The sequence below is a fragment of the Streptomyces sp. NPDC003300 genome, assembly GCF_040610915.1.
In the GTDB taxonomy this organism is placed as follows: Bacteria; Actinomycetota; Actinomycetes; order Streptomycetales; family Streptomycetaceae; genus Actinacidiphila.
The window spans coordinates 66,299-91,061 of the sequence record NZ_JBEXNE010000024.1; the positions used below are offsets into that span (position 1 = coordinate 66,299).

Genomic DNA, 24,763 nt, shown 5'->3' on the forward strand with positions numbered 1-24,763 from the left:
AGAGTAACCGGGCTGTGTTACCTGCGGCGTCGCAGCACCCGGCCGACGACCACGGCGGACGCGACGAGAGCCGCGGCGGCGGGGGCCGCCCAGCGCAGGGTCGCCGCCGCGGAGGTGGCGTCCGGCGCGGGTACGGGCGCGTAGCGTCCGCGCGGCGGCGCGTGGTCGACCTCCTCGGCGCTGCGGCCGATCATCGTGCGGCGGGCGTGCGCGGCCTCGGCGGGCGGCACCAGGTCGTCCAGCGCGGCGGCGCTCTCCGGGACCTCCACCTCGACCTCGACCAGCTCGAAGTCGTCCAGGTCGGACGGCGGGGCGGGCTCGCCGAGGTCGTCCACGACGTCCGCCTCGGGCTCGGCGGGCTCGGCATCCTCATCGGAGTCGGCCTCGGCGGAGTCGGCCTCGTCCGAGTCGGCGGCGGCGGCGTCGGCGTCGGTGTCGGAGGGGTCGGACTCCGTGGTGATCCGGGGGTCCCCGGCGGGCGTGTCGGCGGCGGTGTCGGCGGCGTCCTCAACGGTGTCAGCCGTATCGCCAGCGGTGTCAGCGGCTTCCTCGGCCGCGGCGTCCGCCGCCCCTGCCTCCACGACCGGCACGATCGTTTCTTCGACGGTCACGTCCGAGGGCGCCGGGTCGGGGGCCGTCTCCTCCTCCGGCGCGTGCGCCGCCAGGTCCGCGGAGAAACGGTCCAGCAGCCGCCGTACCGCCGCTTCCACGACGTCCGGCTCGTACGACGCCAGGCGGCCCTCGGCCTGGGCCGCGCCGCGGAAGATCAGCAGGGCGCCCGGCTCCGGGTGCGTGGCCTCGGCCACGACGATCTCCAGCGTGGCCTTGACCGTGCCCGTACCGCGCACCTCCGTACCGCTCGCCTCCGCCGCGAAGGGCGACGAGGCGCCGGTGACGCGGACCGTGCCGCGGTAGGTGATCGTGGAGCCGCCCACGCGCAGGCGGAGGCGGCCCGCGGCGCCGCCTTCCGGCGCGGACCCGTCAGCCCCGTCGGCGACGTCCGCGGCGCCGGACGCGTCCGGCTGCCAGCCGGGCAGGCTCGCGGTCACGCGCGCGGGGCTGCGCAGGGCGTGGCCGATGCGGGTGGGGCTGACCGGGACGAAGACCTCGTGCTCCATGCGGCGGAGCCTACCCACCGGGACGGTGCCACGCGGCTTCGCGGGCGGAACTTTTTACGGGCATACGTGGCACGCGGCCCGGGCCCGTACGGACGCGCCCGCCGCCGTACGCCCGCCGCCGTACACCCGCGGGCCCAGGCCCGTACGGACGCGCCCGCCGCCGTACGCCACCGCCGTACACCCGCCCCCTTGTGCACACGCCCGGCGCCGTACGCCCGTCCCCCTGTCGACGCGCCCGCCGCCGTACGCCCGCCCCCGCACCCGTACGCGGGCGTCCCGTCCCCTTACGCCACCTGGCGTCCCCGCCGGCCGGCCGTCTCACCGCACCCTCGGGCGCAGCAACGTCGAGGCCGGGAGGGACTCGGTGGGGCGGCCGGCCAGCGGGGCGGCGGCGGCCTTGCGCAGCAGCGCGGGGGTCAGCCAGAGGTCAGGGGGGTGGCGGGGCGGGAGGGCGATGGCGGGGGTGGTGAGGCCGGACAGCACGAAGCCCCAGTTCGTGGCGGACGGCGGCACCGAGCCCGACCAGCGGTCGGGCCCCGCCTGCGCCCCGCACGTACGCCCGGTGATCCAGTACGGCGCCGTCCGCAGCCCCACCGCCCGCAAGGTGGCCTCGATGGTCCAGAAGGTGTGCGTGGAGGCGCTGGGCGTGCCCGCGTGGACGGCGAGCCGCCCGCCGGGGGCCAGCGTGCGCGCGGCGAGCCCGTAGAACTCCTCCGAGTACAGCTTCGCGCTGCGCGAGATCCCCGGGTCCGGCAGGTCGGCGATGATCACGTCGAACGGTCCGCGCCGCTCCTCGCGCAGCCAGTCGAAGGCGTCGGCCGTGACGGCGGTGACGCGCGGGTCGTCGTACGCGTGCCGGTTGAGCGCGGACAGGCCGGGGTCGGTACGGGCGAGGCGGACGAGTTCGTCGTCGAGGTCCACGACGGTGACGGCGCGGACCCCGCTGTAGCGCAGCGTCTCGCGCAGGGCGAGGCCGTCGCCGCCGCCGAGGATGAGGACGCGGCCGTGCGGGCCGTTCATCGCGGGGTGCACCAGGGCCTGGTGGTAACGGAATTCGTCCGTGCCGCAGACCCGTAGCCGTCCGTCCAGGAAGAGTTGGAGCGGGGCTCCGGTCCTGCCGCCGCCGGTGAGGACGATCTCCTGCACGGCGGTCTGTTCCGCGACGCGCACCTGTCCCCCGTACACCGCGTGCCGCGCCGCCGCTTCGAAGGGCCCGGCGGCAGCGGCGGCGGCGCCGAGCACCGCGAGCACGGAGACGTTCGCGGCCAGCAGCCACCAGCGGGTGCGGGCGGACAGGTCGCCGCGGAAGAGCCACAGCACGGTCGCGCCGCCCGCCACCGCGTTGACCACGCCGGTGGCCAGCGCGCCGGTCAACTGCCCGAAGTGCGGCAGGAGAAGGAAGGGGAAGGCGAGGCCGCCGACGAGCGCGCCCACGTAGTCCGCGGCGAAGAGGTCGGCGACGGCGCCGCCCGCGTCCTGCCGCCGGATCCGCTGGACGAGCGTCATCAGCAGCGGTACCTCGGCGCCGATCAGCACGCCGATCGCGAACGCGCAGCCGATCATGGCCAGTCGGGCCTGTCCCGCCCACGCGAAGCAGGCGTAGAGCGCCATCACCGACAGCCCGCCGACCAGCGCGAGCGCCGTTTCGACGGCGGCGAAACCGGCCGCGGCCCATATCCGCAGCCGCTTGGCGAGCAGCGAGCCGCAGCCCATCGCGAAGACCATCACGGAGAGGATGACCGACGCCTGGGTGACGGAGTCGCCGACCAAGTAGGAGGCGAGCGCGACGAGTTCGAGCTCGTAGACCAGACCGCAGGCGGCGCAGACGAAGACGGCGGCCAGGACCAGCGCGCGTGCGGCGCCCGCGGCCACGGGAAGCCGCAGGTCGAGTGGTGCCGCGGTGCGGCCTGGCTGGTCGATCATGAGTGCACGCTATGTCAGTCCGGTGGCGGCACAAGTCACCCACAGGGGTGTAATCAGGGGCGGTTGACGGCGCTTTCGCGGACCGCACCGGCGCACGGGGGTACGGGTGCGGCGCACGGTGTGGACGTATGTACCGTCGGCCGTACGGGCGTTCGTCCGCCGGTGCGTACGGAGGTACGGTTCGCGCGCCGGACCGCCCGCGTGCGGGTGCCGCCGACGTACGTCCGTACCGCACGGGTCGGGAGGCGCGGCTCCGCGCGGACCGGCGCCGTACGCCCCAACACCCCTTCAAGGAAGGGCGTTCACCCGGGTCCTGGTGGTCACCAGCCGTCCCTCCTGCGGGTACGCGTGCCAGGTGCGCCACCGCACGCTGCCCTCCGCGCACTGCACGAGCATCGCGGTGAAGGCGTGCGGGTCGCCGGGGAAGGTGCCCGCGAGGCCGTTGGGGTGGTCGGCGACCAGCGCGAGCAACTCCTGGGCGCGGCCCGCGAAGGAGCCCTGCGACAGCGTCTCGATCCGGGCCGCGAACTCGTAGTCCCAGCCGCCGACCCTGCGTGCCACGCCGAACGGCAGCGGCGCCTGGCTGCCCGGCATGCACGCGACGGTCTCCGAACACCCGCCGTCACGACCGGTGTCGACCAGTACCTGGTGGGACGCGCCGAGCAGCCGCATCTGGACCTTGGCCCGCAGCCCGCGCGTGTCGCCGACTTCGAGGTCGAGCACGGCGAGCGCGGGCAGCGGGTCCTTCCCGAGACACCACGCGAGGTCTCCGGCACGGGTGTCGGTGTAGGCGGTCTGGAGGGTGGTGAGCATGGGTCGGCTCCGCAAGCACGCAGTGGATGATGGGCCGACCCGCGTCTGACGGAGAGACGCGGCGGCTCGGTGCCCACGTGGGGTCCGGTAGATCCGAGAGCTACGGAATCATGAAACTCGCGCCGTCCTCAGCGTTTTTACCCATCTGTGCGTACTTTCCATCCCTTGGAGCGCTTAAGGGCTCACGTGTTCACTACGTCGTTCCCACACCGCTTCCGGGCGCGCCCGGCGCACACCCCCGGCGGCGGACGCCGTACGGTACGGAACCCGGGACGCGTCCCGGTACGGTCCCCGTACGGTTCCGACGGAGAGTGGGTGCGGGAAATGGGCGGGTGGGAAGCGGACGGGCCGGAAACGGACGGGCTGGGAGCAGACGGGCGGGAAATGGCCGGGCTGGAAGCGGGCGGGCTGGAAGCGGGCGGGCTGGAAGCGGGCGGGCGCATTCGGGACAGGCCGCTGCTGAACCGCCGCCTCGACGGCCTCGGTACGACGATCTTCGCCGAGATGTCGGCGCTGGCCCTCTCGACCGGCGCGATCAACCTCGGCCAGGGTTTCCCCGACACCGACGGCCCCGAGTCCGTACGGGAGGCGGCCGTCCGCGCCCTGCGCGACGGCCGCGGCAACCAGTACCCGCCGGGCCCCGGCGTCCCCGAGCTGCGGCGCGCCGTCGCCGACCACCAACGCCGTTTCTACGGGCTCGACTTCGACCCCGACACCGAGGTCCTGGTCACCGCGGGCGCCACCGAGGCCATCGCCGCCGCGATGCTCGCCCTGCTCGAACCGGGCGACGAGGTCATCGCGTTCGAGCCGTTCTACGACTCCTACGCCGCCTGCATCGCCATGGCGGGCGCCGTCCGCGTCCCCCTGACCCTGCGCGCCCCCGACTTCCGCCCCGACCTCGCCGCCCTGCGCGCCGCCGTCACACCTCGTACGCGGCTGCTCCTCCTCAACTCCCCGCACAACCCGACGGGCATGGTCCTCACCCGCGACGAGTTGGCGGCCATCGCCGAACTCGCCGTCGAACGCGACCTCATCGTCGTCACCGACGAGGTCTACGAACACCTGGTCTTCGACGGCGGCGAACACATCCCGCTGATCTCGCTCCCCGGCATGCGGGACCGCACGGTCTCCATCTCCTCAGCGGGCAAGACCTTCTCCTTCACCGGCTGGAAGGTCGGCTGGGTGACGGGGTCGCGGGAGCTGGTGGCCGCCGTCCGCACGACGAAGCAATTCCTCACCTACGTCGCCTCCGGGCCGTTCCAGTACGCCGTCGCCGAGGCCCTCGCCCTGCCCGACACGTACTACGCCGACTTCGCCGCCGACCTCCGCGCCAAGCGCGACCTGCTGGCGGCGGGCCTGCGCGACGCCGGCTTCCGGACCTACGACCCCCAGGGCACGTACTTCATCACCACCGACATCACCGAACTCGCCTCCGGCACCGACGCCCTGACCTTCTGCCGCGCCCTCCCGGAGAAATGCGGCGTCGTCGCCGTCCCCAACTCCGTCTTCTACGACCACCCCACCGCCGGCCGCACCCAAGTCCGCTTCGCCTTCTGCAAACGCCCCGAAGTCCTCCGCGACGCCGCCGACCGCCTCCGCAAGGCGTTCAACGGCTGAGGGTCCCGGAGGGGCAAAGGTGACCCCGGCGGCGAAGGGGGATTAGGTTAGGCTAACCTAAGCGGTGTGAGAGCTGGGGAGAGTGCTGGCGGCGGGATGCCCTCGCGGGGGCATGAGTTGGCGGCCACAGGGATGACGGTCGCGTACGACCGGGTGGATGTCGTGCATGACGCCGCCGTGTCGCTGCGGCCGGGCGAGGTGACGGCACTGGTGGGGCCGAACGGCAGTGGGAAGTCGACGCTGCTGCGGACGCTGGCGCGGTTGCAGCGGGCCCGGGAGGGCGCGTTGACGCTGGACGCGGGGACGGACGGATTCCAGCTCACGTCACGGGAGTTCGCGCGGCAGGTGGCGCTGCTGACCCAGGGGCGGCCGACGCCGAGCGGGCTGAGCGTGCGGGACGTCGTGGAGTTCGGCCGGTATCCGCACCGGGGGCGCTGGGGCCGGCCGGACCCCGGCGGGACCGGCGCGGTGGAGCGGGCGCTGACGCTGACCGGGGTCGAGCACCTGGCCGCGCGGGGCGTCGAGCACCTGTCGGGGGGACAGCTCCAGCGGGTCTGGCTCGCGAGCTGCCTCGCGCAGGAGACCGGCGTGCTGCTGCTCGACGAGCCGACGACGTATCTCGACCTGCGGTACCAGATCGAACTGCTCGACCTGATCCGCGACCTCGCTGACGACCACGGGATCGCGGTCGGCGTCGTCCTGCACGACCTCGACCAGGCCGCGGCCGTCGCCGACCGCGTCGCGCTGCTCCACGACGGCCGGATCGTCGCCGACGGCCTCCCCGAGGACGTCCTGACCCCCGAACGCCTCACCGAGGTCTACGGCATCCGGGTCGACGTCGACACCGACCCCTCGACCGGCCGGCTGCGGACCCGTGCCGTCGGCCGCCACCACAGCAGAAGCCAGACCGAGAACCGGACCACAAACGACCGGACCACAAGCGACCGGACCACAAGCGACCGGAACAGAAGCGAAAGGCTCCACCCCACCTCATGAGACGCCTCCCCGTACCCGCCGCCGCAGCCACCGTCGCCGCCGTCGCGGCCCTCGCCCTGACCGGATGCGGAACGACGCACTCCGCCGCCGACGAGTCGGTCAAGTCCACGGACTCCGCCTCCGCTTCGGCCTCGGGGCCGATCACCCTCACCGACGCCAGCGGTACGGAGGTACGCCTCGACGCGCCCGCCGCCAAGGTCATCGGCACCGAGTGGAACGTCGTCGAGGACCTGGTCGCGCTCGGCGTCGACCCGGTCGGCGTCGCCGATGTGAAGGGGTACACGGACTGGGACAAGGCCGCCCCGCTGAAGAACTCCCCCAAGGACATCGGCACCCGCGGCGAGCCGAGCATGGACACGATCGCGGCCCTGTCGCCCGACCTCATCGTCGCGACCACCGACCTCACCTCGTCCGCCGTGACCCAACTGCGGAAGATCGCCCCCGTCCTCCAGATCAGGTCCGCCGACTCCACCGACCAGATCGGCCTGATGACGAAGTCCCTCGACCTCATCGCGCAGGCGACCGGCACCACGCGGAAGGCGACCGAGGTCAAGCAGGCGTTCGACGCGAAGCTCGCGGAGGGCAAGAAGGCCCTCGCGGACGCCGGTCTCGCCGGGACCCCGTACGCCTTCGGGGACGGGTACGTGCAGGCCAACCAGGTCTCGATACGCCCGTTCACCAGCGGCTCCCTGATCGGGAACGTCAACGAGCGGATCGGCCTCACGAACGCCTGGAAGGTCAAGGGCGACAAGGACTACGGCCTGGCCACCACCGACGTCGAGGGCCTCACCGGGCTCGGCGACATCCGCTTCACCTACATCGCGAACGCCTCCGACGGCGACCCCTTCGCCGACACCCTCGCCAAGAACGCCGTGTGGAAGTCGCTGCCCTTCGTCAAGGCGGGCCACGTGAGCCGACTGCCCGACGGCGTCTGGATGTTCGGCGGTCCCGCGTCGATGGAGGCGTACGTGGACGCCGTCGTCGCCGCCCTCACGAAGTAGCGAAAGGGCGAAGCAGCGCCGTGAGCGTCACGACTCCCCCGCGCACCACCGAGCCCGCGGCCGACGCACGGACGCCCGCGCCCGCCCCGGGCGCGGCCGCGGTGACGGCCGGACTGGTCCTCGTCCTCGTCCTCGCGGTCGCCGTCCTCGCCGTCGTCGACATCACGCAGGGCACCGCCGACGTCGGCGCGGGCGAGGTGTGGAAGGCGCTGACCGGACGCGCGGAGCACGGCGACGCCTCCGTGGTCATCGCCTCGCGGCTGCCGCGCATGGTCGCGGGCCTCGTCGTCGGCGTCGCGCTCGGCGCGGCCGGCGCCGCGCTCCAGGCGGTCAGCCGGAACGTACTCGCCGCGCCCGACACGCTCGCGGTCAACGCGGGCTCGTACCTGGCGCTCGGCATCCTCACCGTCACCGGCGCCTCGCTGCCGCTGCTCGCCTCCTCGGGCGTCGCGTTCGTCGGCGGTCTCGCGGCGGCGGCGCTGGTGCTCGCGCTGTCCGGGCTCGGGGCCGGGACCGTACGGCTGGTGCTGGCGGGCAGCGCCCTCGCGCTCGGCCTCGGCTCGGTCACCGACGCGCTGCTCCTGCTCTTCCCCGAGCAGACCAACGGCCTCTACCAGTGGAGCCAGGGCAGCATCAGCCAGAACGGCTTCGACGGCGTGAACCAGATGGCGCCGATCGCGCTGCTCGCCCTGCTCGGGCTGCTGCTGGCCGGCCGCCGCATCGACGCGCTCGCGCTCGGCGACGACGCGGCCCGCGGGCTCGGCGTGCCGGTCCTGGGCACCCGCGTCACGGTCGTCCTGCTCACGACGCTGCTGTCCGCGGCGGCGGTGACACTGGCCGGGCCGATCGGCTTCGTCGGCCTGTGCGCGCCCGCGCTCGTCCGCCCGCTGGCCCGGCGGTTCCGCGGTCTGGTCAGGGCGCGGGCGGCCGTTCCGGTCGCCGGGCTCGCCGGCGCGGCGCTGGTCCTCGGCTCCGACGTGCTGCTGCGGGCCACGGTCGGCGCCGAGTCGGCGGTCGCCGTGCCCACCGGGGTCATCACGAGCGTCGCGGGCTCCGTGTTCCTCGTCGTGATCGCGCTGCGCACCCGCGGCTCCGGCGCGTCCGCCGCGCCGGACCGGCTGCGTATCCCCAGCCGGGCGGCGTTCGTCGCCGTCCTGGCCGTACTCGTGGCCGTGTTCGTCGCCGCGGCCGTCGCGGCGGTGCTTCTCGGCGACACCAAGCTGCTGCTCGGCGACGTCGTGAACTGGGCGCAGGGCAGGGCCGACCACGTCGTCACCTTCGTCCTCGACACCCGCGTGCCCCGCGTGCTGGCCGCGCTCCTGGCGGGCGCCGCGCTCGCCCTGTCCGGGACGCTCGTCCAGGCCGTCACCCGCAATCCGCTCGCCGAGCCCGGCATCCTCGGCGTCTCGGGCGGCGCCGGTCTCGGCGCCGTGCTGCTGGTCACCACCGTGCCGACCGCCGGGTCGTGGAGCGTGGCGGGCGCGGCCTTCGCGGGCGCGGCGGCCACCGCCGCGGTCGTCTTCGGGCTCTGCGCCCGGGGCGGTTTCCAGCAGAACCGGCTCGTCCTGGTCGGTGTCGGCGCCGCCGCCGGGACCTCGGCCCTGATCAGCCTGCTCATCGTCCTCACCGACCCGTTCAACGCGACGAAGGCGCTGATCTGGCTGTCCGGTTCGACGTACGGCAGGACCATGACCGATGTGCTGCCGGTCGCGGCCGTCCTCGTCGTCGGCGCTGCCGTGGCCTTCTCCCGCCGCGCCGAACTCGACCTCGTCTCGCTCGACGAGGACACCCCGCGCCTGCTCGGCCTCGCCCTCGGGCCGACCCGCCTCGGCTTGCTCGCCGTCAGCGTCCTGCTCAGCGCCACCGCGGTCGCCGCCGCGGGCACGATCGGCTTCGTCGGCCTCGTCGCCCCGCACGCCGCCCGCGCCCTCGTCGGCCGCCGCCACATCCGCGTCATCCCCGTCGCCGTCCTCCTCGGCGCCACCCTCGTCTCCGTCGCCGACCTCCTCGGCCGCACGGTCATCGCCCCCGCCCAGCTCGGCGCGGGCCTGATGACAGCGGTCATCGGGGCGCCGTACTTCGTGTATCTGCTGGTCAGGACGCGGCGGTGACACGGTCACGACGGTGACAGTCGCGCCGGGCGCTCCGGCGCTTGTCACACCCCAGGAGATCGACGTACAATTTCCTGTACGTAAAGGAGGCCGACTATGAAGACCATGACGTACTCGGAGTCGCGCGCGCGGTACGCCGAAGTGCTCAACTCCGTCAACGACGACCGCGAAGAGGTCGTCATCACCCGGGCCGGACACGACCCGGTCGTCATCGTCTCCCTCGAGGACTACGAGTCCCTGAAGGAGACGGCCTACCTGCTGCGCAGCCCGGCGAATGCCCGGCGCCTCCTCGCGTCCATCGACGAGTTGGAGAACGGCGGCGGCACGGTACGCGAACTCGTGACGGACACGACGGGCGAATAAGGGCCGCACGTGAAGATCACCTTCTCCTCCCGCGCCTGGGAGGACTACCTGTGGTGGCAGCTTCAGGACCGGAAGATCCTCAAGCGCATCAACACCCTCATCGCGGATATCGCCCGGAACGGCAACGAGGGGATCGGCAAACCGGAACCCCTCAAGCACGGATTCCAGGGCTACTGGTCACGCCGCGTCAATGACGAGCACCGCCTGATCTACCGCGTCACCGAGGACAGCGTCCTGATCGCACAGTGCCGGTACCACTACGAGAGCTGACCTCGAGGACCGACAGGACGGACCGATTCCTGGGAGCGATGAGTTTTCCGTGCCCCGGCGGTCGTAGGGGGAGGTGTACCTACGAGGAACAGGGAGCGGTCATGTTCGGACAGACGCAGGCGTTCAGCGGATTCTCGGTGGACGACGTGGAAGCGGCGAGGAAGTTCTACGGGGAGACGCTCGGAATCCGAGTGTCCGAGGCGAACGGGCTGCTGACGCTGCACCTCGCGGGGGACCGCAACGTGCTGGTGTACCCGAAGGGGGCGGACCACCGGCCCGCGACCTTCACGATTCTCAACTTCCCCGTGCCGGACATCGACGCGGCCGTGGACGAGCTGGGCCGCCGGGGCGTGCGGTTCGAGCGGTACGAGGGGATGCCGACGGACGAGAAGGGGATCTTCCGCGGCGGCGGCCCGCTGATCGCGTGGTTCACCGACCCGGCCGGGAACGTGCTGTCCGTGCTGGAGCAGGACGCGTAGGGCCCGACGGCCTCACGCGGGCGGCACGACCGCGTCCGTCGCGAGGCGCGCGTGCAGATGGGAGTCGTGGCGCGCGCCCGCCGGGTCGAGGAAGAAGGCCCGCATCAGGCCCTCCTCACGGAAGCCCGCGCGGGCGGCGACCCGGCAGGAGCCGGGGTTGGCCAGCGAGTGGTCGAGGCTGATGCGGTACACGCCGAGGCCGCCCGCGGCGGGGACGGCGAAGGCCCAGCCGGCGGCGGCGTGCAGGGCGCGGGCGGCGACGCCGCGGCCACGGGCGGCCGGGGTGACCCAGTACGCGGCCTCGGCCTGCCCGGGGACGCGGTGGACGTCGCGGATGGTGACGTAGCCGAGCAGGTCGTCCGAGGCAGCGTCGGTGACGGCGAGCGCGGCCGAACCGTTCTGCCAGGAGACCAGCCGCGGCGCGAGCCATATGGCGGCGCGGTCCGCGACCGGCGCGGCGTTGACGGCCAGGCCACCGGCCCAGCGCAGGATCTCCGGGTCCTGCATGGCGCGGGCGACGGCGGGCTCGTCGGACTCGGCGAAGGGGCGCAGACGCAGGTCACCTGCGGTGAGCTCGTGCGGGGTGAGGCTGCGGGCGAATGCGGAAGTCATGTCCGCACCCTAAGCCGGGGGCCGGGGCGGCCCGACGATCACCCGGCGACGGCCCGAGGCGGTCGCCCCGGGACCGCTCGGCGACGGTCAGGTCGGCACCCACCGGCACCCCAGCAACCGCCCACGCCGGTCACCCGCCACCACCCGGCAACCTCACACCGGTCACCCACCGGCGCCCCAGCGACCGCCCACGCCGGTCACCCCGCCATCACCCGGTGACCGCAAAAGCGACCCCCCGGCACCCCCGACCGTGGGTGAACGTGCGGCCTCCTCGGGCGTGTCAGACCCGGACCACGGGGCGCGGAGCGCGATAGTCGGTTTGTCCGACTAAGAGAAGTTCGCGAGCCCCCCGAGGAGCCGGGTCCATTGGTCGTCGTCGAACCGGTGACGTCGTCGCCGAAAGCACTGGCCGTGCGGGCGGCGACGGGGGCCGGCCCCGCGGTGGCGGGCTTCGTCGTGGCCCGGATGGCGGGCCTGGTGGTGCTGACGTTGTGGGCGCACCGCACCCACCGCCACCCGCGCGATCTGCTCGGCCTGAGCTGGGACGGCCTCTGGTACCACCGGATCGCGGAGTGGGGCTACGGCACCTTCATCCCGGCCTGGGAGGCGCCGGGCCTGCGGTACGACGATCTGGCCTTCTTCCCGCTCTACCCGATGACGGTGCGCGCCGCCGACGCGGTGCTCCCGGTCGGCTCGGTGGCGTGCGCGCTGCTCGTGGCGTGGGCGGGCGCGGTGGCCGCCGCGTGGGGGATCTACGCGGTGACCGAGCACCGCTACGGCCGCAGGACGGCGACCGCGCTGGTCCTCGTATGGGGGCTGCTGCCGCACTCGGTGGTGCTGTCGATGGCGTACACCGAGTCGCTGATGACGGCCTTCGCCGCCTGGGCGCTGTACGCGGCCGTCACGCGCCGCTGGCTGACCGCCGGGCTGCTGGCCGTACTCGCCGGGCTGACCCGGCCGAACGCCGTCGCCGTGGCCGCCGCCGTCTCGATCGCGGCCCTCGCCCACTGCCGGAGGGACCCGCGCGACTGGCGGGCCTGGGCCGCGGCCGTCGCCGCGCCGCTCGGCTGGTGCGGCTACCTCGGCTGGGTGGGCCTGCGGACCGGAGCCGTCCGCGGCTACTTCGACGTGCAGACCCGCTGGGGCTCGCGGTTCGACTTCGGCCACTACGCGCTGCACTACGTCAAGCACATGGTGCTCGAACCCGAGACACTCTCCGCCTACATGGCGACGGCGGTGTGCGCGGCGGCGGCCGTCCTGCTCGTACTGGCGCTGCTGGACCGGATGCCGCTGCCGCTGCTGGTGTACGCGGCGGTGCTGGTGGTGATCGCGCTGGGCGGCGCGGGCTTCTTCTCCTGCAAGCCGCGCTTCCTGCTGCCCGCCTTCCCGCTGCTGGTGCCGTGCGCGGCGGCGCTCGCGAAAGCCCGGCCGCGCACCGCCGCCGTGACGGTGGCGGCGCTGGCCGGGATCTCACTCGGCTACGGGACGTACCTGCTGACGGTCGTCCCCGTGCCCCTCTGACGGACCCGTGCCCCTCCGAAGCGAGGGGACCGCGTCAGTCGTCGCTGCCGCCGTCGCCCTCGGCGCCGCCGTCCGTACCGCCCTCGACGTCCTTCTCCAGGCCGAGCGTCTCGCCGACCCACTTGTCGAATTCGATGGACGCGCGCACCCAGCTCACCGTGCTGGACACGAAGTGCTCGAGGCCGACGCCGAGGCCGATCAGGAGCTGGGCCTCGCCGATCAGACGGACGGAGCCGTCGTCGTGCGTGTGCGTGTAGACCTTGGGCCACAGGGTGCGGCGGTTCCAGTCGTCGATGACCTCGTGGAGCTGAGGCTTGTCGTCGACCGAGTACGCGTGGTCGTAGAAGGTCCGGACGGCGAAGACCGCCTGCTCACCCTCGCCGCGGAACATGAAGTACGTGCGGAATTCCTCCCACGGCGCGGCGAGGTCGCCCTCCTCGTCGACGAGGTACTTCAGCTCCATCTGTTCGAGCAACTGCTTGACCAGTTCCTGGTCAGGGATGACCACGCTGCCGGCGGGTCCGTTCGGCTCGGGGTCCTGGCCCCCGAAATTGGGGATCGAGGACGGGTCGATGCTCACGGTGAAGGTTCCCTTCGAGACGTTTCTCCTCCATCCTCCCCCATTCCCGCCGGGCGGTGGCAACCCCCGGCGATACGCGTTGGGCGTACCGCCGGGGGGCCGCCGGTGAAAGGCGTCACCACCCGCCGGTGATGGGGGTCACCACCTGCCCGCGAAGCGCGTCACCACCCGCCCCCGAAGGGCGTCACCACCTGCCCGTCGGGCACCTCATTTGCTGAGGTCGGGCCCCGTCGTCGGCCCCACGATCAGGCCGTCGGCCGCCCGGTCCACCCGTACGTTCTGCCCGTCGATCACCTCGCCCGACAGGATCGCGCGGGCCAGCGGGTCGCCGATCGCGGTCTGCACGAGGCGGCGCAGCGGCCGGGCGCCGTACGCCGGGTCGTTGCCCTCCTCGGCGAGCCAGTCGAGGGCGCCGTCGGTGACTTCGAGGGTGAGGCGGCGGTCGCGCAGCCGGTCCGCGAGCCGGTCGGTCTGGAGCCGGGCGATCTGCCGCAGCTCGGTCGGGTCGAGCGCGGAGAAGACCACGGTGTCGTCCAGCCGGTTCAGGAACTCCGGCTTGAAGGACGCGCGGACCGTTTCCAGCACCCGCTCCTTCTTCTGCGCCGGGTCCAGCGCCGGGTCGACCAGGTAGTGGCTGCCCAGGTTGGAGGTGAGGATCAAGATGACGTTGCGGAAGTCGACCGTACGGCCCTGCCCGTCGGTCAGCCGTCCGTCGTCCAGCACCTGGAGCAGGATGTCGAAGACCTCGGGGTGCGCCTTCTCCACCTCGTCCAGCAGCACGACGCTGTACGGGCGGCGCCGTACCGCCTCGGTGAGCTGGCCGCCCTCCTCGTACCCGACGTAGCCGGGAGGCGCGCCGACCAGCCGGGCGACCGAGTGCTTCTCGCCGTACTCGCTCATGTCGATCCGGACCATCGCCCGCTCGTCGTCGAAGAGGAAGTCGGCGAGCGCCTTGGCCAGCTCGGTCTTGCCGACGCCGGTGGGGCCGAGGAAGAGGAAGGAGCCGGTGGGGCGGTCGGGGTCGGCGATGCCGGAGCGCGAGCGGCGTACGGCGTCGGAGACGGCGCGTACGGCCTCGGTCTGGCCGATCAGCCGCTTGCCCAGCTCCTCCTCCATGCGCAGCAGCTTCTGCGTCTCGCCCTCCAGCAGGCGGCCCGCGGGGATGCCGGTCCAGGCGGCGACGACGTCGGCGATGTCGTCGGGGCCGACCTCCTCCTTGACCATGTTCGTCGAGGGACCCTGGGCCGCGGCCTCTTCCTCCTCCCTGGTGGCCTCCTCCAACTCGGCCTCCAGCTTGGGCTTCTCGGCGTAGAGCAGCTTGGACGCGGTCTCGAAGTCGCCGTCGCGCTGGGCGCGTTCGATCCGCGTACCGATGTCGTCCAGCCGCTCCTTCAGCTCACCGACCCGGTTGAGGCCCTGCTTCTCCTTCTCCCAGCGCGCGTTGAGCCCGCGCAGCTCCTCCTCGCGGTCGGCGAGGTCCTTGCGGAGCTTTTCCAGCCGCTGTACGGAGCCGGGGTCGGTCTCGTTCTTGAGCGCCATCTCCTCCATGCGCAGCCGGTCCACGGCCCGCTGGAGCTCGTCGATCTCGACCGGCGAGGAGTCGATCTCCATGCGCAGCCGGGACGCGGCCTCGTCCACCAGGTCGATGGCCTTGTCGGGCAGGAAGCGGGAGGTGATGTAGCGGTCGGAGAGGGTGGCGGCGGCGACCAGCGCGGAGTCGGCGATCTGCACCTTGTGGTGCGCCTCGTAGCGGCCCTTGAGGCCGCGCAGGATCGCCACGGTGTCCTCGACGGACGGCTCGGCGACCAGCACCTGCTGGAAGCGGCGCTCCAGCGCCGGGTCCTTCTCGATCCGCTCGCGGTACTCGTCCAGCGTCGTCGCGCCGACCATCCGCAGCTCGCCGCGGGCCAGCATCGGCTTGAGCATGTTGCCCGCGTCCATGGCGGAGTCGCCGCCCGCGCCCGCGCCGACGACGGTGTGCAGCTCGTCGATGAAGGTGATGACCTGGCCGTCGCTGTCCTTGATCTCGGCCAGGACGGACTTGAGCCGCTCCTCGAACTCGCCGCGGTACTTCGCGCCCGCGACCATCGCGCCGAGGTCGAGCGAGACCAGCCGCTTGTCGCGCAGCGACTCGGGCACGTCGCCCTTGACGATCCGCTGGGCCAGGCCCTCGACGACGGCGGTCTTGCCGACGCCGGGCTCGCCGATCAGCACCGGATTGTTCTTCGTACGGCGGGACAGCACCTGGACGACGCGGCGGATCTCCTGATCGCGGCCGATCACCGGGTCGAGCTTGCCCTCGCGGGCGGCGGCGGTGAAGTCGGTGCCGTACTTCTCCAGGGCCTTGTACGTGCCCTCGGGGTCCTGGGTGGTCACGCGCTGCCCTCCGCGGGCGGTCTCGAAGGCGTCGAGCAGGCTCTTGGCCTTGGCGCCCTGGGCGGCGAGCAGCTCACCGGCGGGTCCGCCCTTGACGGCGGTCCCGATCAGCAGGTGCTCGGTGGACAAGTAGGCGTCGCCCAGCTCCTTGGCGCGTTGCGAGGCGTCCGCGATGACGGCCAGCAGGTCGCGGTTGGCCTGCGGGGGCGCGACGGTGGAGCCCTGCACCTTCGGCAGAGCCGCGACCAGCCGCTCCGCGCCCGCCCGCAGCGTATCGGGGTCGGCGCCGGTGGCGGCCAGCAGGTCGAGGATGTTCTCGTTGTCCGTGCCGCTCAACAGGGCGAGCAGCAGATGCGCGGGCGTCAGGTCCGGGTTGCCCTCGGAGACGGCCCGGGTGTTGGCGGCGTTCAGCGCTTCCCGGCTCTTGTTGGTCAGCTCGGCGTCCACTGGCGTCGGCTCCTCCTCTTGATCGACGTGTCCGATGCTCCGATGCGATCGGCGTAAACCTGCCTTGAGCAACATGAGGCAAGTTGAGTCTATTCCACTCAAGGTGACTTTGGGGCGACTTCGGGAACGGTCACACGGAGACGTCGGGAACGGGGCGGAGAGTCCGCGCGCCGGACCCCGCGGCGAGCAGATGTGTTTTTGTATGAACGTTGAGTAAATCCCGGCGGCGGTGCGACAATGCCTGCTTCAACTCCGCTGGAAGGCAGCGGAGTTGGGGTCCGCTCCAGCCGTTTTGGCCGCATCTGCGCTTGTCCGTACGGCCGCATGTCCGCTTGACTCCTCCATACCCGCCGTCCGTGAGGACTCCCATGAGCGACGCGCACTCCATGGACCCGACCGGCGCCGCGCTGCACGCGGACGCCGCCGCACTGCGCGAGGCGGGGGCCGTCTGCCCCGTGACACTGCCGGACGGCGTCCCCGGGATGATCGTCTCCCGTTACCAGGAGCTGCGCGATTTCTTGGCCGACCCCAAGGTGGCCAAGAACGCCGCGCACTTCGCCGCCCTCCAGCGGGGCGAGGTCCCCGAGCAGTGGCAGCTCAACGCCTTCGCGCTGGTCAACGGCATGACGACGGCGGACGGTGACGACCACAGGCGGCTGCGCGGCCTGGCCACCAAGGCGTTCACCCCGCGCCGGGTGGCCGCGATGCGCCCCCGGATCGAGGCGCAGGCCGCCGAGCTGCTGGCCGCGCTCCCCGGCCGCGCGGACGCCGACGGCGTGGTCGACCTGCGCGAGTGCTACGCCTATCCGCTGCCGATGGGCGTGATCTGCGAGCTGCTGGGCATCGCCCCCGCCCACCGGGACCGGCTGCACGCCCTCAGCCGCCTGATCGTCAGCACCAGCAGCTCCGCGGCCGACGCGATGGCCGCGCAGCGCGAGACGTACGCGATCCTCGGCCAGGTCGTCGCGGAGCGGCGCGCGGCACCCGGCGACGACCTGACGAGCGCGCTGATCGCGGCGCGCGGCGAGGAGAGCGGTGACGGCTCCGGCGACGGCTCGGGCGGCTCCCGCGACGGCTCCCGCGCTGCCTCCGGCGGGCGCCTCAGTGACGCCGAGCTGACCGGCACCCTGCTGCTGATGATCGTCGCCGGGCACGAGACGACCCTCAATCTGATCGTCAACGCGGTACGCGCCCTGTGCGGCCACCCCGACCAGCTCGCGCTCGTGCTGGCGGGCGAGGTGTCCTGGGACGCGGTGGTCGAGGAGACGCTGCGCTGGGACGGCCCGGTGGCGAATTTCCCGTTCCGCTACCCGATCACCGATCTGGTGGTTGACGGCACCTCTGTGCCGCGTGGTACAGCCGTCCTCGCCGGATACGCCGCCGCCGGACGCGACCCGCGCGAGTACGGCCCCGACGCCGACCGCTTCGACATCACCCGCCCCGCCAACCGGCACCTCGCCTTCGGCCACGGCAGCCACTACTGCCTGGGCGCGCCGCTGGCCCGCCTCGAAGCGGTGATCGCCCTGCGCGGCCTGTACGCCGCGTACCCCGGCCTCGCCCTCGCCGTCCCCGACGCCGAACTCCCGCCGCTGCCGGGCTTCGTGGGCAACAGCACCGCCGCGCTCCCGGTCCGCCTGACCTGACCCGTACGAGCCCGGGCCTGACCCGTACGAGCCCGCGCCCGGCCCGTACGAGCCCGAGGCCGCCCCCTGCGCACCCGCCCGCGCGCCTCCGCGTACCGTCCCGTCCATGGCATCCGATCCCCGCTCCCCCGCACCCGGCTACCTCGCCTTCTGGCGCGAGCGGCACCTGTGCACCCTCACCACCCCGCGCCCCGACGGCTCCCCGCACGTCGTCCCGGTCGGCGTCACGTACGACCCCGAGGCGGGGCTCGCCCGCGTCATCGCCAACGGCAGGAGCACCAAGGCCCTGAACGTCCTGGCGGCGGGCCCCGGCGGCGCGCGGGTCGCGGTCTGCCAGGTCGAGCGGCGGATCTGGGCCACCCTCGAAGGCGTGGCCACCGTCTCGGCCGACCCGGACCGCGTCGCCGAGGCCGTACGCCGCTACACCGAGCGCTACGGCCGCACCCCCTCCCCCAACCCGGACCGCGTCGTGATCGAGATCGCCCTGACCCGGGCGATGGGCAACGCGTGAGGGGGTATCACAGCACGCCGTCGGCGTAACGCCCACAACACGCGTAACAGCCGCAACGCCCGTACGGCGTACGGCGGATGACGGCATTCGTCGGCTGTTCGCCCGGAACTCACCCCCACAAGGCGGGGTCTTCGCGTAGGACGGCTCTCATCGGGCGCGGAAGCCGCCCGCCCGCAGTCGTCAGCCGTCAGCCGTCGTACGTGAAGGGGTCTTCATGGAGCACACCAAGGGTGCCGCGCGGGTACGCGTCCGCACCGTCGTGGCCGCCGTCGCCGTACTCGCCGCCGTCGTACCGCTCGCCCTCGACTCGACGGCCCAGGCCGCCGTGCCCGGTCACGGGCCGGACCCCTCGGCTGCCACCGGCCACCGCAACCCCGTCTCGTCGCGGTGGACGACACGGGACCTCGCGCCCGGCCTCCAGGTCCGCACCGGGACGATCCGGCGCGCGGACGCGGCGCCGTCCTGGACCGTCACCGTCCAGCGGCCGGCCACCAGCAGGCTGACCGGCGCGCCGACCGGGCTCGAAGTGAGCGACAGGGCGTGGGCGGACGACACGGCGGCGCGGCTGCGCGCGGCGGGCTTCGCGCCGCGCGTCGAGACCGTCCAGTGGCCCGCCTACAGCGACACCCCGCACGGCACGATGGGCCTGCGGGTACGGATCGGCGGGTACGCCACGCAGGCCGCCGCCACGGCCGCCGCGCAGCCCGTCACCGCGGCGGGCTTCCTCACCGCCGTCGAGTGGACCGGCTACGACGCCGACCAGCCCGCCGACGTGCAGAACATCCACATCGCGACCGTGGACCCGCGCGTGTTCCGCGGCACGGTCGTGGGCACCCACGACGGCGACGTCGCGCGCCGTGAGACCCCGTCGTCGGTCGCCAGGAAGCTGGGCTCCCTGGTCGCCGTCAACGGCGGCTTCTTCGTCATCACCAACGCCGGCGGCATCCAGGGCACCCAGTCGGGACTCGGCGCCTACGACGGGCGGCTGGAGTCGATGTCGGCCGGCGCGCGCGCCGCCCTGGTGCTCGCCGACGGCGGGCGGCACTTCCGTATCGCCGACCTGAACAGCACGGCCACCGCCCGCGCGGGCGGCGCGTCCTACGCCGTGCAGGGCGTCAACCGGCTGCCCGGCACGGTCCGCGACTGCGGGCGCCCCGGCGGCACCCCGAGCGAGCTGCCCTGGCAGGACGTCACCTGCTACGAGAAGGACGACCTGGTGGTGTTCACCCCCGCCTTCGGCGCCGCCCTGCCCACCGGCACCGGTGTCCAGGCCGTGCTCGACGCCCAGGGCGACGTGGTGTCCGTCGGCGCGCGCGGCGGCCGGGTCCCCGCCGACGGCTCGGTGCTCCAGGGCATCGGCTCAGCCGCCGACTGGCTGACCGCGTACGCCCGTACGGGTGAGCGCGTATCGGTCGGGACGACCATCCGGGACACCGCGGGCGAGGTCCTCACCCTCGGCCCCGACGACAGCGTCGTCAGCGCCGCCCCCACCCTCGTCCAGGACGGCCGGATCGCCGTGGACGCCGCGGCCGAGGGCGTCGTCGACCCGCTCGACCTGTCCTTCGGCTACGTCTGGGCCAACGGCCGCCAGCCCCGCACCCTGGCCGGGATCGACGACCGGGGCCGCCTGCTGCTGGTCACCGTCGACGGCCGCCAGACCGGCGGCGGCAGCGAGGGCTTCACGCTCATGGAGGCCGCCGCCTTCATGCGCTCCCTGGGCGCCGTCCAGGCCCTCAACCTCGACGGCGGCGGCTCCACCACCTTCGCCGTCGACGGCACCCTCGCCAACAACCCCTCGGACGCGACGGGCGAGCGCGCCGTGGGCGACTCCGTCCAGGTCGTCCCGGCCGCGCTCCACTGACCGGCGCCGCCGACCGGACGCACGACGACGGACGGTCCGTCTCCCCCGCGTGGGGAAGACGGACCGTCCGTCGCAAGGAGCCCTGGGCCGTACGGGTGAGCGGGCGTCAGCCGTCGCGCTTGGGCCGCCAGACCACCAGCGCGCTGGTGTGCTGGACGTCCTGGTAGGGAACCAGGTCGCGGCGGTACGAGGCGTGCACGGCGGCCTCGCGCTGCTGGATGACGGCGGCGGCGCCCTCGACGGCGGCGGAGAGTTCGGCCACGCGCGCCTGGAGGGCGGCGACCTGGTTCTCCAGCTCGATGATCCGCTTGATGCCCGCGAGGTTGATGCCCTCGTCCTGCGAGAGCCGCTGCACCTCGCGGAGCTGCTCGATGTCACGGGTGGAGTAGCGACGGCCGCGCCCGGCGGTACGGTCGGGCGAGACCAGCCCGAGGCGGTCGTACTGACGCAGGGTCTGCGGGTGCAGCCCGGACAGCTCGGCCGCCACCGAGATGACGTAGACCGGGGACTCCTCGGTCAGTTGGTAGGGATTACGGCCGCGCGGGCCTCTCATACCGCTTCCGTCGACGCTCATTCAGGTCACGCTCCCTTTGCGGCCTTGAACAGCTCCGCCCGCGGGTCGTGCCCCGCGGTCGCTTCCCGGTAGGACTCCAGCGCGTCCAGCGCCTTGCCCTCGGTCTTCTCCGGCACCGCCACCTCGATGGTGACGAGCAGATCGCCCCGTGAACCGTCCTTGCGCATGGCGCCCTTGCCGCGGGCGCGCAGCGTACGGCCGTTCGGCGTACCGGCCGGAAGCTTGAGGGTGACCGGCGGGCCGCCCAGGGTGGGCACCTTGATCTCGCCGCCGAGCGCCGCCTCGGCGAAGGTCACCGGCACGGTGACCGTGAGATTGGACTCGCGGCGTCCGAAGACCGGGTGCGCTCCGACGTGCACGACCACGTACAGGTCGCCGCCGGGGCCGCCGCGCTCGCCGGGCGCGCCCTTGCCGCGCAGCCGGATCCGCTGCCCGTCGGTGACACCGGCCGGGATACGGACCTGCATGGTGCGCGAGGAACGGGCCCGCCCGCTGCCCTTGCAGACGTCGCAAGGGGTCTCGGCGATCAGGCCGCGGCCCTTGCAGTCCACGCACGGGTCGGTGAGCGAGAAGCCGCCACCGCCGCCGCGCGAGACCTGCCCGGTGCCGACGCAGGTCGGGCACACCCGGGGCGTGCCGTTCTTGTCGCCGGTGCCGGAGCACGCCTTGCAGGGCGCCTGCGAGGACATCCGCAGCGGGACCGTGGCCCCGTCGACCGCCTCGGTGAAGCTCAGCGTCACCTCGGACTCGATGTCCTGGCCGCGGCGCGGCTGCACCCGCGTGCCCGCGCCGCCCCGGTTGAACAGACCGCCGAAGACGTCGCCCAGGCCGCCGCCGAAGCCGCCGCCCTGCCCGCCGGTGGTCTGCCCGCCGGGCTGGCCGCCCGTGCCGCCGAACAGGTCGCCGAGGTCGAAGTTGAAGCCCCCGGCGCCGCCCGCGCCGGGACCGGGGCGGAAGCCGCCGTTCCCGAACAGCGCGCGGCCCTCGTCGTACTCCTTGCGACGCTTGGCGTCGGACAGCACGTCGTTGGCCTCGGAGATCTCCTTGAAGCGCTCCTCGGCCTTCGCGTCGCCCTTGTTGGCGTCCGGGTGGAACTCGCGGGCGAGCTTCCGGTACGCCTTCTTGATCTCGGCGTCCGTGGCGTCCTTGGGCACGCCGAGGACCTTGTACAGGTCCTTCTCCAACAGGTCCCTACTGACGCTCATCCCCGACGTCCCTCCTCTCCACCACTTCCAGGCGCGCCGCCGGTGACCGGCACACTCCTACGCCCACTTACTTCTACGCCGTCAGCCCTCGTCCGGGCCACCGGTCTCCTCTTCGTCGGCCTTCTTCTCCGCCGCCGACTCGTCCTTGCCCTGGCTGCCCGGCTGCGGTTCGGCGACCGCGACCCTGGCGGGCCGCAGATTGCGCTCCCCGATGCGGTACCCGGGCTGGAGGATCTGCACGCATGTGGTCTGCGTGACATCCGGCGAATAGCTGTGCATCAGGGCCTCGTGCACCAGCGGGTCGAAGGGCTCGCCCTCCTTGCCGAACTGTTGCAGCCCCAGCTTCGCCGCCACCGTCTCCAGCGACTCGGCGACCGACTTGAAGCCGCCGACCAGCTCGCCGTGTTCCCGCGCCCGGCCGATGTCGTCGAGCACCGGGAGCAGTTCGGTGAGCAGATTGGCGACCGCGACCTCCTTGACGGCGACCCGGTCCCGCTCCACCCTGCGGCGGTAGTTCTGATACTCGGCCTGGAGCCGCTGGAGGTCCGCGGTGCGCTCGTTGAGCGCGGTGCGCACCTGGTCCAGCTGTGCCCGCAGGGCCGTCAGCTCCTTCGCGTCCCCGTCCGGGGCCGGGGCCGCCGGGCCCGCCTCATCGGCGGACCCGGCGGCCTTCGCGGCGGCGTCCGGCTGCTCTTCGCCGGCCTCTGAAGGGACGTCGGGCTCCGACTCGAAGCCCTTCGGCTCCTCCGTCACGCGGCACCGTCCCTCTTGTTGGCGTTCTCGTCGTCGACGATCTCGGCGTCGACCACGTCGTCGTCCGCGGCGGCGTCGGCCTGACCGTCGGAGGGGGCGTCGGCGGTCGCGCTGCCGGAGGCGCCGTCGGTCTGCGCGTACAGCGCCTGGCCCAGCTTCTGGCTGGTGGCCGCGACCTTCTCGGTGGCCTCGCGGATCGCGGCGGTGTTGCCGTCGTCCGTCGACTCGTTCTTCAGCTTCTCCTTGAGGTCCGCGACCGCGGTCTCGACCTCGGACCTGACGTCCTCGGGGAGCTTGTCCTTGTTGTCCGCGATGAACTTCTCGGTCTGGTAGACGAGCTGCTCACCCTGGTTGCGGGTCTCGGCGGACTCGCGGCGCTTGTGGTCCTCGTCCGCGTACTGCTCGGCCTCCTGGCGCATGCGGTCGACCTCGTCCTTGGGCAGCGAGGAGCCGCCGGTGACGGTCATCCGCTGCTCCTTGCCGGTGCCGAGGTCCTTCGCGCCGACGTGCATGATGCCGTTGGCGTCGATGTCGAAGGTGACCTCGATCTGCGGCATCCCGCGGGGGGCGGGCGGCAGGCCGGTCAGCTCGAACATGCCGAGCTTCTTGTTGTACGCCGCGATCTCGCGCTCGCCCTGGTAGACCTGGATCTGGACCGACGGCTGGTTGTCCTCGGCCGTGGTGAAGATCTCGGAGCGCTTGGTCGGGATGGTCGTGTTGCGCTCGATCAGCTTGGTCATGATGCCGCCCTTGGTCTCGATACCGAGGGACAGCGGGGTGACGTCGAGCAGCAGGACGTCCTTGACCTCGCCCTTGAGCACACCGGCCTGGAGGGACGCGCCGATGGCGACGACCTCGTCCGGGTTGACGCCCTTGTTGGCGTCCTTGCCGCCGGTCAGCTCGCGCACCAGCTCCGCGACGGCGGGCATACGCGTCGAGCCGCCGACCAGGACGACGTGGTCGATCTCCGAGAGCTGGATCCCGGCGTCCTTGATGACGTTGTGGAACGGCGTCTTGCAGCGCTCCAGCAGGTCGGTGGTGAGCTGCTGGAACTGGGCGCGGGTGAGCTTCTCGTCCAGGTGCAGCGGGCCCTCGGCGGACGCCGTGATGTACGGCAGGTTGATCGAGGTCTCGGTGGACGAGGACAGCTCGATCTTCGCCTTCTCCGCCGCCTCGCGCAGGCGCTGGAGGGCCATCTTGTCCTTGCCCAGGTCCACGCCGTGGCCGGACTGGAACTGCTTCACCAGGTAGTCGACGACGCGCTGGTCCCAGTCGTCACCACCGAGGTGGTTGTCACCGTTGGTGGCCTTCACCTCGACGACGCCGTCGCCGATCTCCAGCAGCGAGACGTCGAAGGTGCCGCCACCGAGGTCGAAGACCAGGATGGTCTGGTCGTCCTTGTCGAGGCCGTAGGCCAGCGCGGCGGCGGTCGGCTCGTTGACGATGCGCAGCACGTTGAGGCCCGCGATCTCACCGGCCTCCTTGGTGGCCTGGCGCTCGGAGTCGTTGAAGTACGCGGGGACGGTGATCACCGCGTCGGTGACCTTCTCGCCCAGGTACGACTCCGCGTCCCGCTTGAGCTTCTGCAGGATGAAGGCGCTCATCTGCTGCGGGTTGAAGTCCTTGCCGTCCAGGTTGATCTTCCAGTCGGTGCCCATGTGGCGCTTGACCGACCGGACGGTCCTGTCGACGTTGGTGACAGCCTGGCGCTTGGCGACCTCGCCGACGAGCACCTCGCCGTTCTTGGCGAAGGCGACGACGGACGGCGTGGTCCTGGCGCCCTCTGCGTTGGTGATGACGGTGGGCTCGCCGCCTTCGAGAACGCTGACGACGGAATTAGTCGTGCCCAGGTCGATGCCGACCGCACGTGCCATGGTGAAATCCTCCTGCTGACTTGAGTGGAACTGACTCAAGACTGCACGACCCGGGATCTTCTGTCAACAGACGTGAGTCGACCTCACTCAACTTATCTCTGCTTTATGTGCGCAG

General features: G+C 72.6%; 21 protein-coding genes. 11 read left to right on the forward strand and 10 right to left on the reverse strand.

Going from position 1 to position 24,763, the window contains the following annotated elements; genetic code table 11:
- Nucleotides 1–17: 17 nt before the first annotated feature.
- The 3 genes from ABZX65_RS28840 to ABZX65_RS28850 form a co-directional block, all read right to left on the reverse strand.
- Entirely contained in the window at nucleotides 18–1,118 is a 1,101-nt protein-coding gene (locus ABZX65_RS28840; RefSeq protein ID WP_355346216.1) for a hypothetical protein, read from the reverse strand.
- Between the two features lie 318 nt (nucleotides 1,119–1,436).
- Entirely contained in the window at nucleotides 1,437–3,041 is a 1,605-nt protein-coding gene (locus ABZX65_RS28845; protein WP_355346219.1) for a polyamine aminopropyltransferase, read from the reverse strand.
- Between the two features lie 288 nt (nucleotides 3,042–3,329).
- Entirely contained in the window at nucleotides 3,330–3,854 is a 525-nt protein-coding gene (locus tag ABZX65_RS28850; protein ID WP_355346222.1) for a DUF2617 family protein, read from the reverse strand.
- Between the two features lie 441 nt (nucleotides 3,855–4,295).
- On the opposite strand from ABZX65_RS28850, the gene ABZX65_RS28855 reads away from it, so the two are divergent.
- From ABZX65_RS28855 to ABZX65_RS28885, 7 genes are all read left to right on the forward strand, one after another.
- The gene (locus ABZX65_RS28855; RefSeq protein WP_355346331.1) at nucleotides 4,296–5,471 is read left to right on the forward strand and encodes a pyridoxal phosphate-dependent aminotransferase; all 1,176 of its coding nucleotides are present in this window, start codon (nucleotides 4,296–4,298) and stop codon (nucleotides 5,469–5,471) included.
- 96 nt (nucleotides 5,472–5,567) lie between these two features.
- Nucleotides 5,568–6,467: an ABC transporter ATP-binding protein gene (locus tag ABZX65_RS28860; protein ID WP_355346334.1), complete on the forward strand. Its 900-nt coding sequence runs from the start codon at nucleotides 5,568–5,570 to the stop codon at nucleotides 6,465–6,467.
- Complete coding sequence (locus tag ABZX65_RS28865; protein WP_355346225.1) at nucleotides 6,464–7,468, forward strand: iron-siderophore ABC transporter substrate-binding protein; 1,005 nt, start codon at nucleotides 6,464–6,466, stop codon at nucleotides 7,466–7,468. The genes ABZX65_RS28860 and ABZX65_RS28865 overlap by 4 nt, the downstream gene beginning before the upstream one ends.
- A gap of 20 nt (nucleotides 7,469–7,488) precedes the next feature.
- Complete coding sequence (locus ABZX65_RS28870; protein ID WP_355346228.1) at nucleotides 7,489–9,579, forward strand: iron ABC transporter permease; 2,091 nt, start codon at nucleotides 7,489–7,491, stop codon at nucleotides 9,577–9,579.
- Nucleotides 9,580–9,675: 96 nt separating this feature from the next.
- Nucleotides 9,676–9,942 (forward strand): type II toxin-antitoxin system prevent-host-death family antitoxin, encoded by a 267-nt coding sequence (locus ABZX65_RS28875; protein ID WP_355346231.1) that lies wholly within the window; start codon nucleotides 9,676–9,678, stop codon nucleotides 9,940–9,942.
- A 9-nt stretch (nucleotides 9,943–9,951) separates the two neighbouring features.
- A complete protein-coding gene (locus tag ABZX65_RS28880) occupies nucleotides 9,952–10,212 on the forward strand; it encodes a Txe/YoeB family addiction module toxin (RefSeq protein ID WP_355346234.1) in 261 nt (86 codons plus the stop codon).
- A 101-nt stretch (nucleotides 10,213–10,313) separates the two neighbouring features.
- Nucleotides 10,314–10,691: a VOC family protein gene (locus ABZX65_RS28885; RefSeq protein WP_355346237.1), complete on the forward strand. Its 378-nt coding sequence runs from the start codon at nucleotides 10,314–10,316 to the stop codon at nucleotides 10,689–10,691.
- 12 nt (nucleotides 10,692–10,703) lie between these two features.
- Here ABZX65_RS28885 and ABZX65_RS28890 read toward each other — a convergent pair whose 3' ends face one another.
- Nucleotides 10,704–11,303 carry a GNAT family N-acetyltransferase gene (locus tag ABZX65_RS28890; protein WP_355346240.1) on the reverse strand — a complete coding sequence of 200 codons (600 nt, stop codon included), beginning with the start codon at nucleotides 11,301–11,303 and terminating at the stop codon, nucleotides 10,704–10,706.
- 366 nt (nucleotides 11,304–11,669) lie between these two features.
- Between ABZX65_RS28890 and ABZX65_RS28895 the strand changes: the two genes are divergently transcribed.
- Nucleotides 11,670–12,824 carry a hypothetical protein gene (locus tag ABZX65_RS28895; RefSeq protein WP_355346243.1) on the forward strand — a complete coding sequence of 385 codons (1,155 nt, stop codon included), beginning with the start codon at nucleotides 11,670–11,672 and terminating at the stop codon, nucleotides 12,822–12,824.
- Nucleotides 12,825–12,858: 34 nt separating this feature from the next.
- Here ABZX65_RS28895 and ABZX65_RS28900 read toward each other — a convergent pair whose 3' ends face one another.
- Both ABZX65_RS28900 and clpB read right to left on the reverse strand, forming a co-directional pair.
- The gene (locus ABZX65_RS28900) at nucleotides 12,859–13,404 is read right to left on the reverse strand and encodes a YbjN domain-containing protein (RefSeq protein ID WP_355346246.1); all 546 of its coding nucleotides are present in this window, start codon (nucleotides 13,402–13,404) and stop codon (nucleotides 12,859–12,861) included.
- A 207-nt stretch (nucleotides 13,405–13,611) separates the two neighbouring features.
- Nucleotides 13,612–16,227 (reverse strand): ATP-dependent chaperone ClpB, encoded by a 2,616-nt coding sequence (clpB, locus tag ABZX65_RS28905; protein WP_355346249.1) that lies wholly within the window; start codon nucleotides 16,225–16,227, stop codon nucleotides 13,612–13,614.
- 386 nt (nucleotides 16,228–16,613) lie between these two features.
- Here clpB and ABZX65_RS28910 point away from each other — a divergent pair, with 386 nt between their 5' ends.
- From ABZX65_RS28910 to ABZX65_RS28920, 3 genes are all read left to right on the forward strand, one after another.
- Entirely contained in the window at nucleotides 16,614–17,870 is a 1,257-nt protein-coding gene (locus tag ABZX65_RS28910) for a cytochrome P450 (protein WP_355346337.1), read from the forward strand.
- A 106-nt stretch (nucleotides 17,871–17,976) separates the two neighbouring features.
- Nucleotides 17,977–18,381: a TIGR03618 family F420-dependent PPOX class oxidoreductase gene (locus tag ABZX65_RS28915; RefSeq protein ID WP_355346252.1), complete on the forward strand. Its 405-nt coding sequence runs from the start codon at nucleotides 17,977–17,979 to the stop codon at nucleotides 18,379–18,381.
- Nucleotides 18,382–18,595: 214 nt separating this feature from the next.
- Nucleotides 18,596–20,242 carry a phosphodiester glycosidase family protein gene (locus ABZX65_RS28920; RefSeq protein WP_355346255.1) on the forward strand — a complete coding sequence of 549 codons (1,647 nt, stop codon included), beginning with the start codon at nucleotides 18,596–18,598 and terminating at the stop codon, nucleotides 20,240–20,242.
- A 106-nt stretch (nucleotides 20,243–20,348) separates the two neighbouring features.
- On the opposite strand, the gene ABZX65_RS28925 is transcribed toward ABZX65_RS28920, so the two are convergent.
- The 4 genes from ABZX65_RS28925 to dnaK form a co-directional block, all read right to left on the reverse strand.
- The gene (locus tag ABZX65_RS28925; RefSeq protein ID WP_188284923.1) at nucleotides 20,349–20,795 is read right to left on the reverse strand and encodes a helix-turn-helix transcriptional regulator; all 447 of its coding nucleotides are present in this window, start codon (nucleotides 20,793–20,795) and stop codon (nucleotides 20,349–20,351) included.
- Nucleotides 20,796–20,821: 26 nt separating this feature from the next.
- The gene (gene dnaJ, locus ABZX65_RS28930) at nucleotides 20,822–22,021 is read right to left on the reverse strand and encodes a molecular chaperone DnaJ (protein WP_355346258.1); all 1,200 of its coding nucleotides are present in this window, start codon (nucleotides 22,019–22,021) and stop codon (nucleotides 20,822–20,824) included.
- 81 nt (nucleotides 22,022–22,102) lie between these two features.
- Nucleotides 22,103–22,774: a nucleotide exchange factor GrpE gene (grpE, locus tag ABZX65_RS28935; protein ID WP_355346261.1), complete on the reverse strand. Its 672-nt coding sequence runs from the start codon at nucleotides 22,772–22,774 to the stop codon at nucleotides 22,103–22,105.
- Nucleotides 22,771–24,648 (reverse strand): molecular chaperone DnaK, encoded by a 1,878-nt coding sequence (gene dnaK, locus ABZX65_RS28940; RefSeq protein WP_355346264.1) that lies wholly within the window; start codon nucleotides 24,646–24,648, stop codon nucleotides 22,771–22,773. The genes grpE and dnaK overlap by 4 nt, the downstream gene beginning before the upstream one ends.
- Between the last annotated feature and the right edge of the window lie 115 nt (nucleotides 24,649–24,763).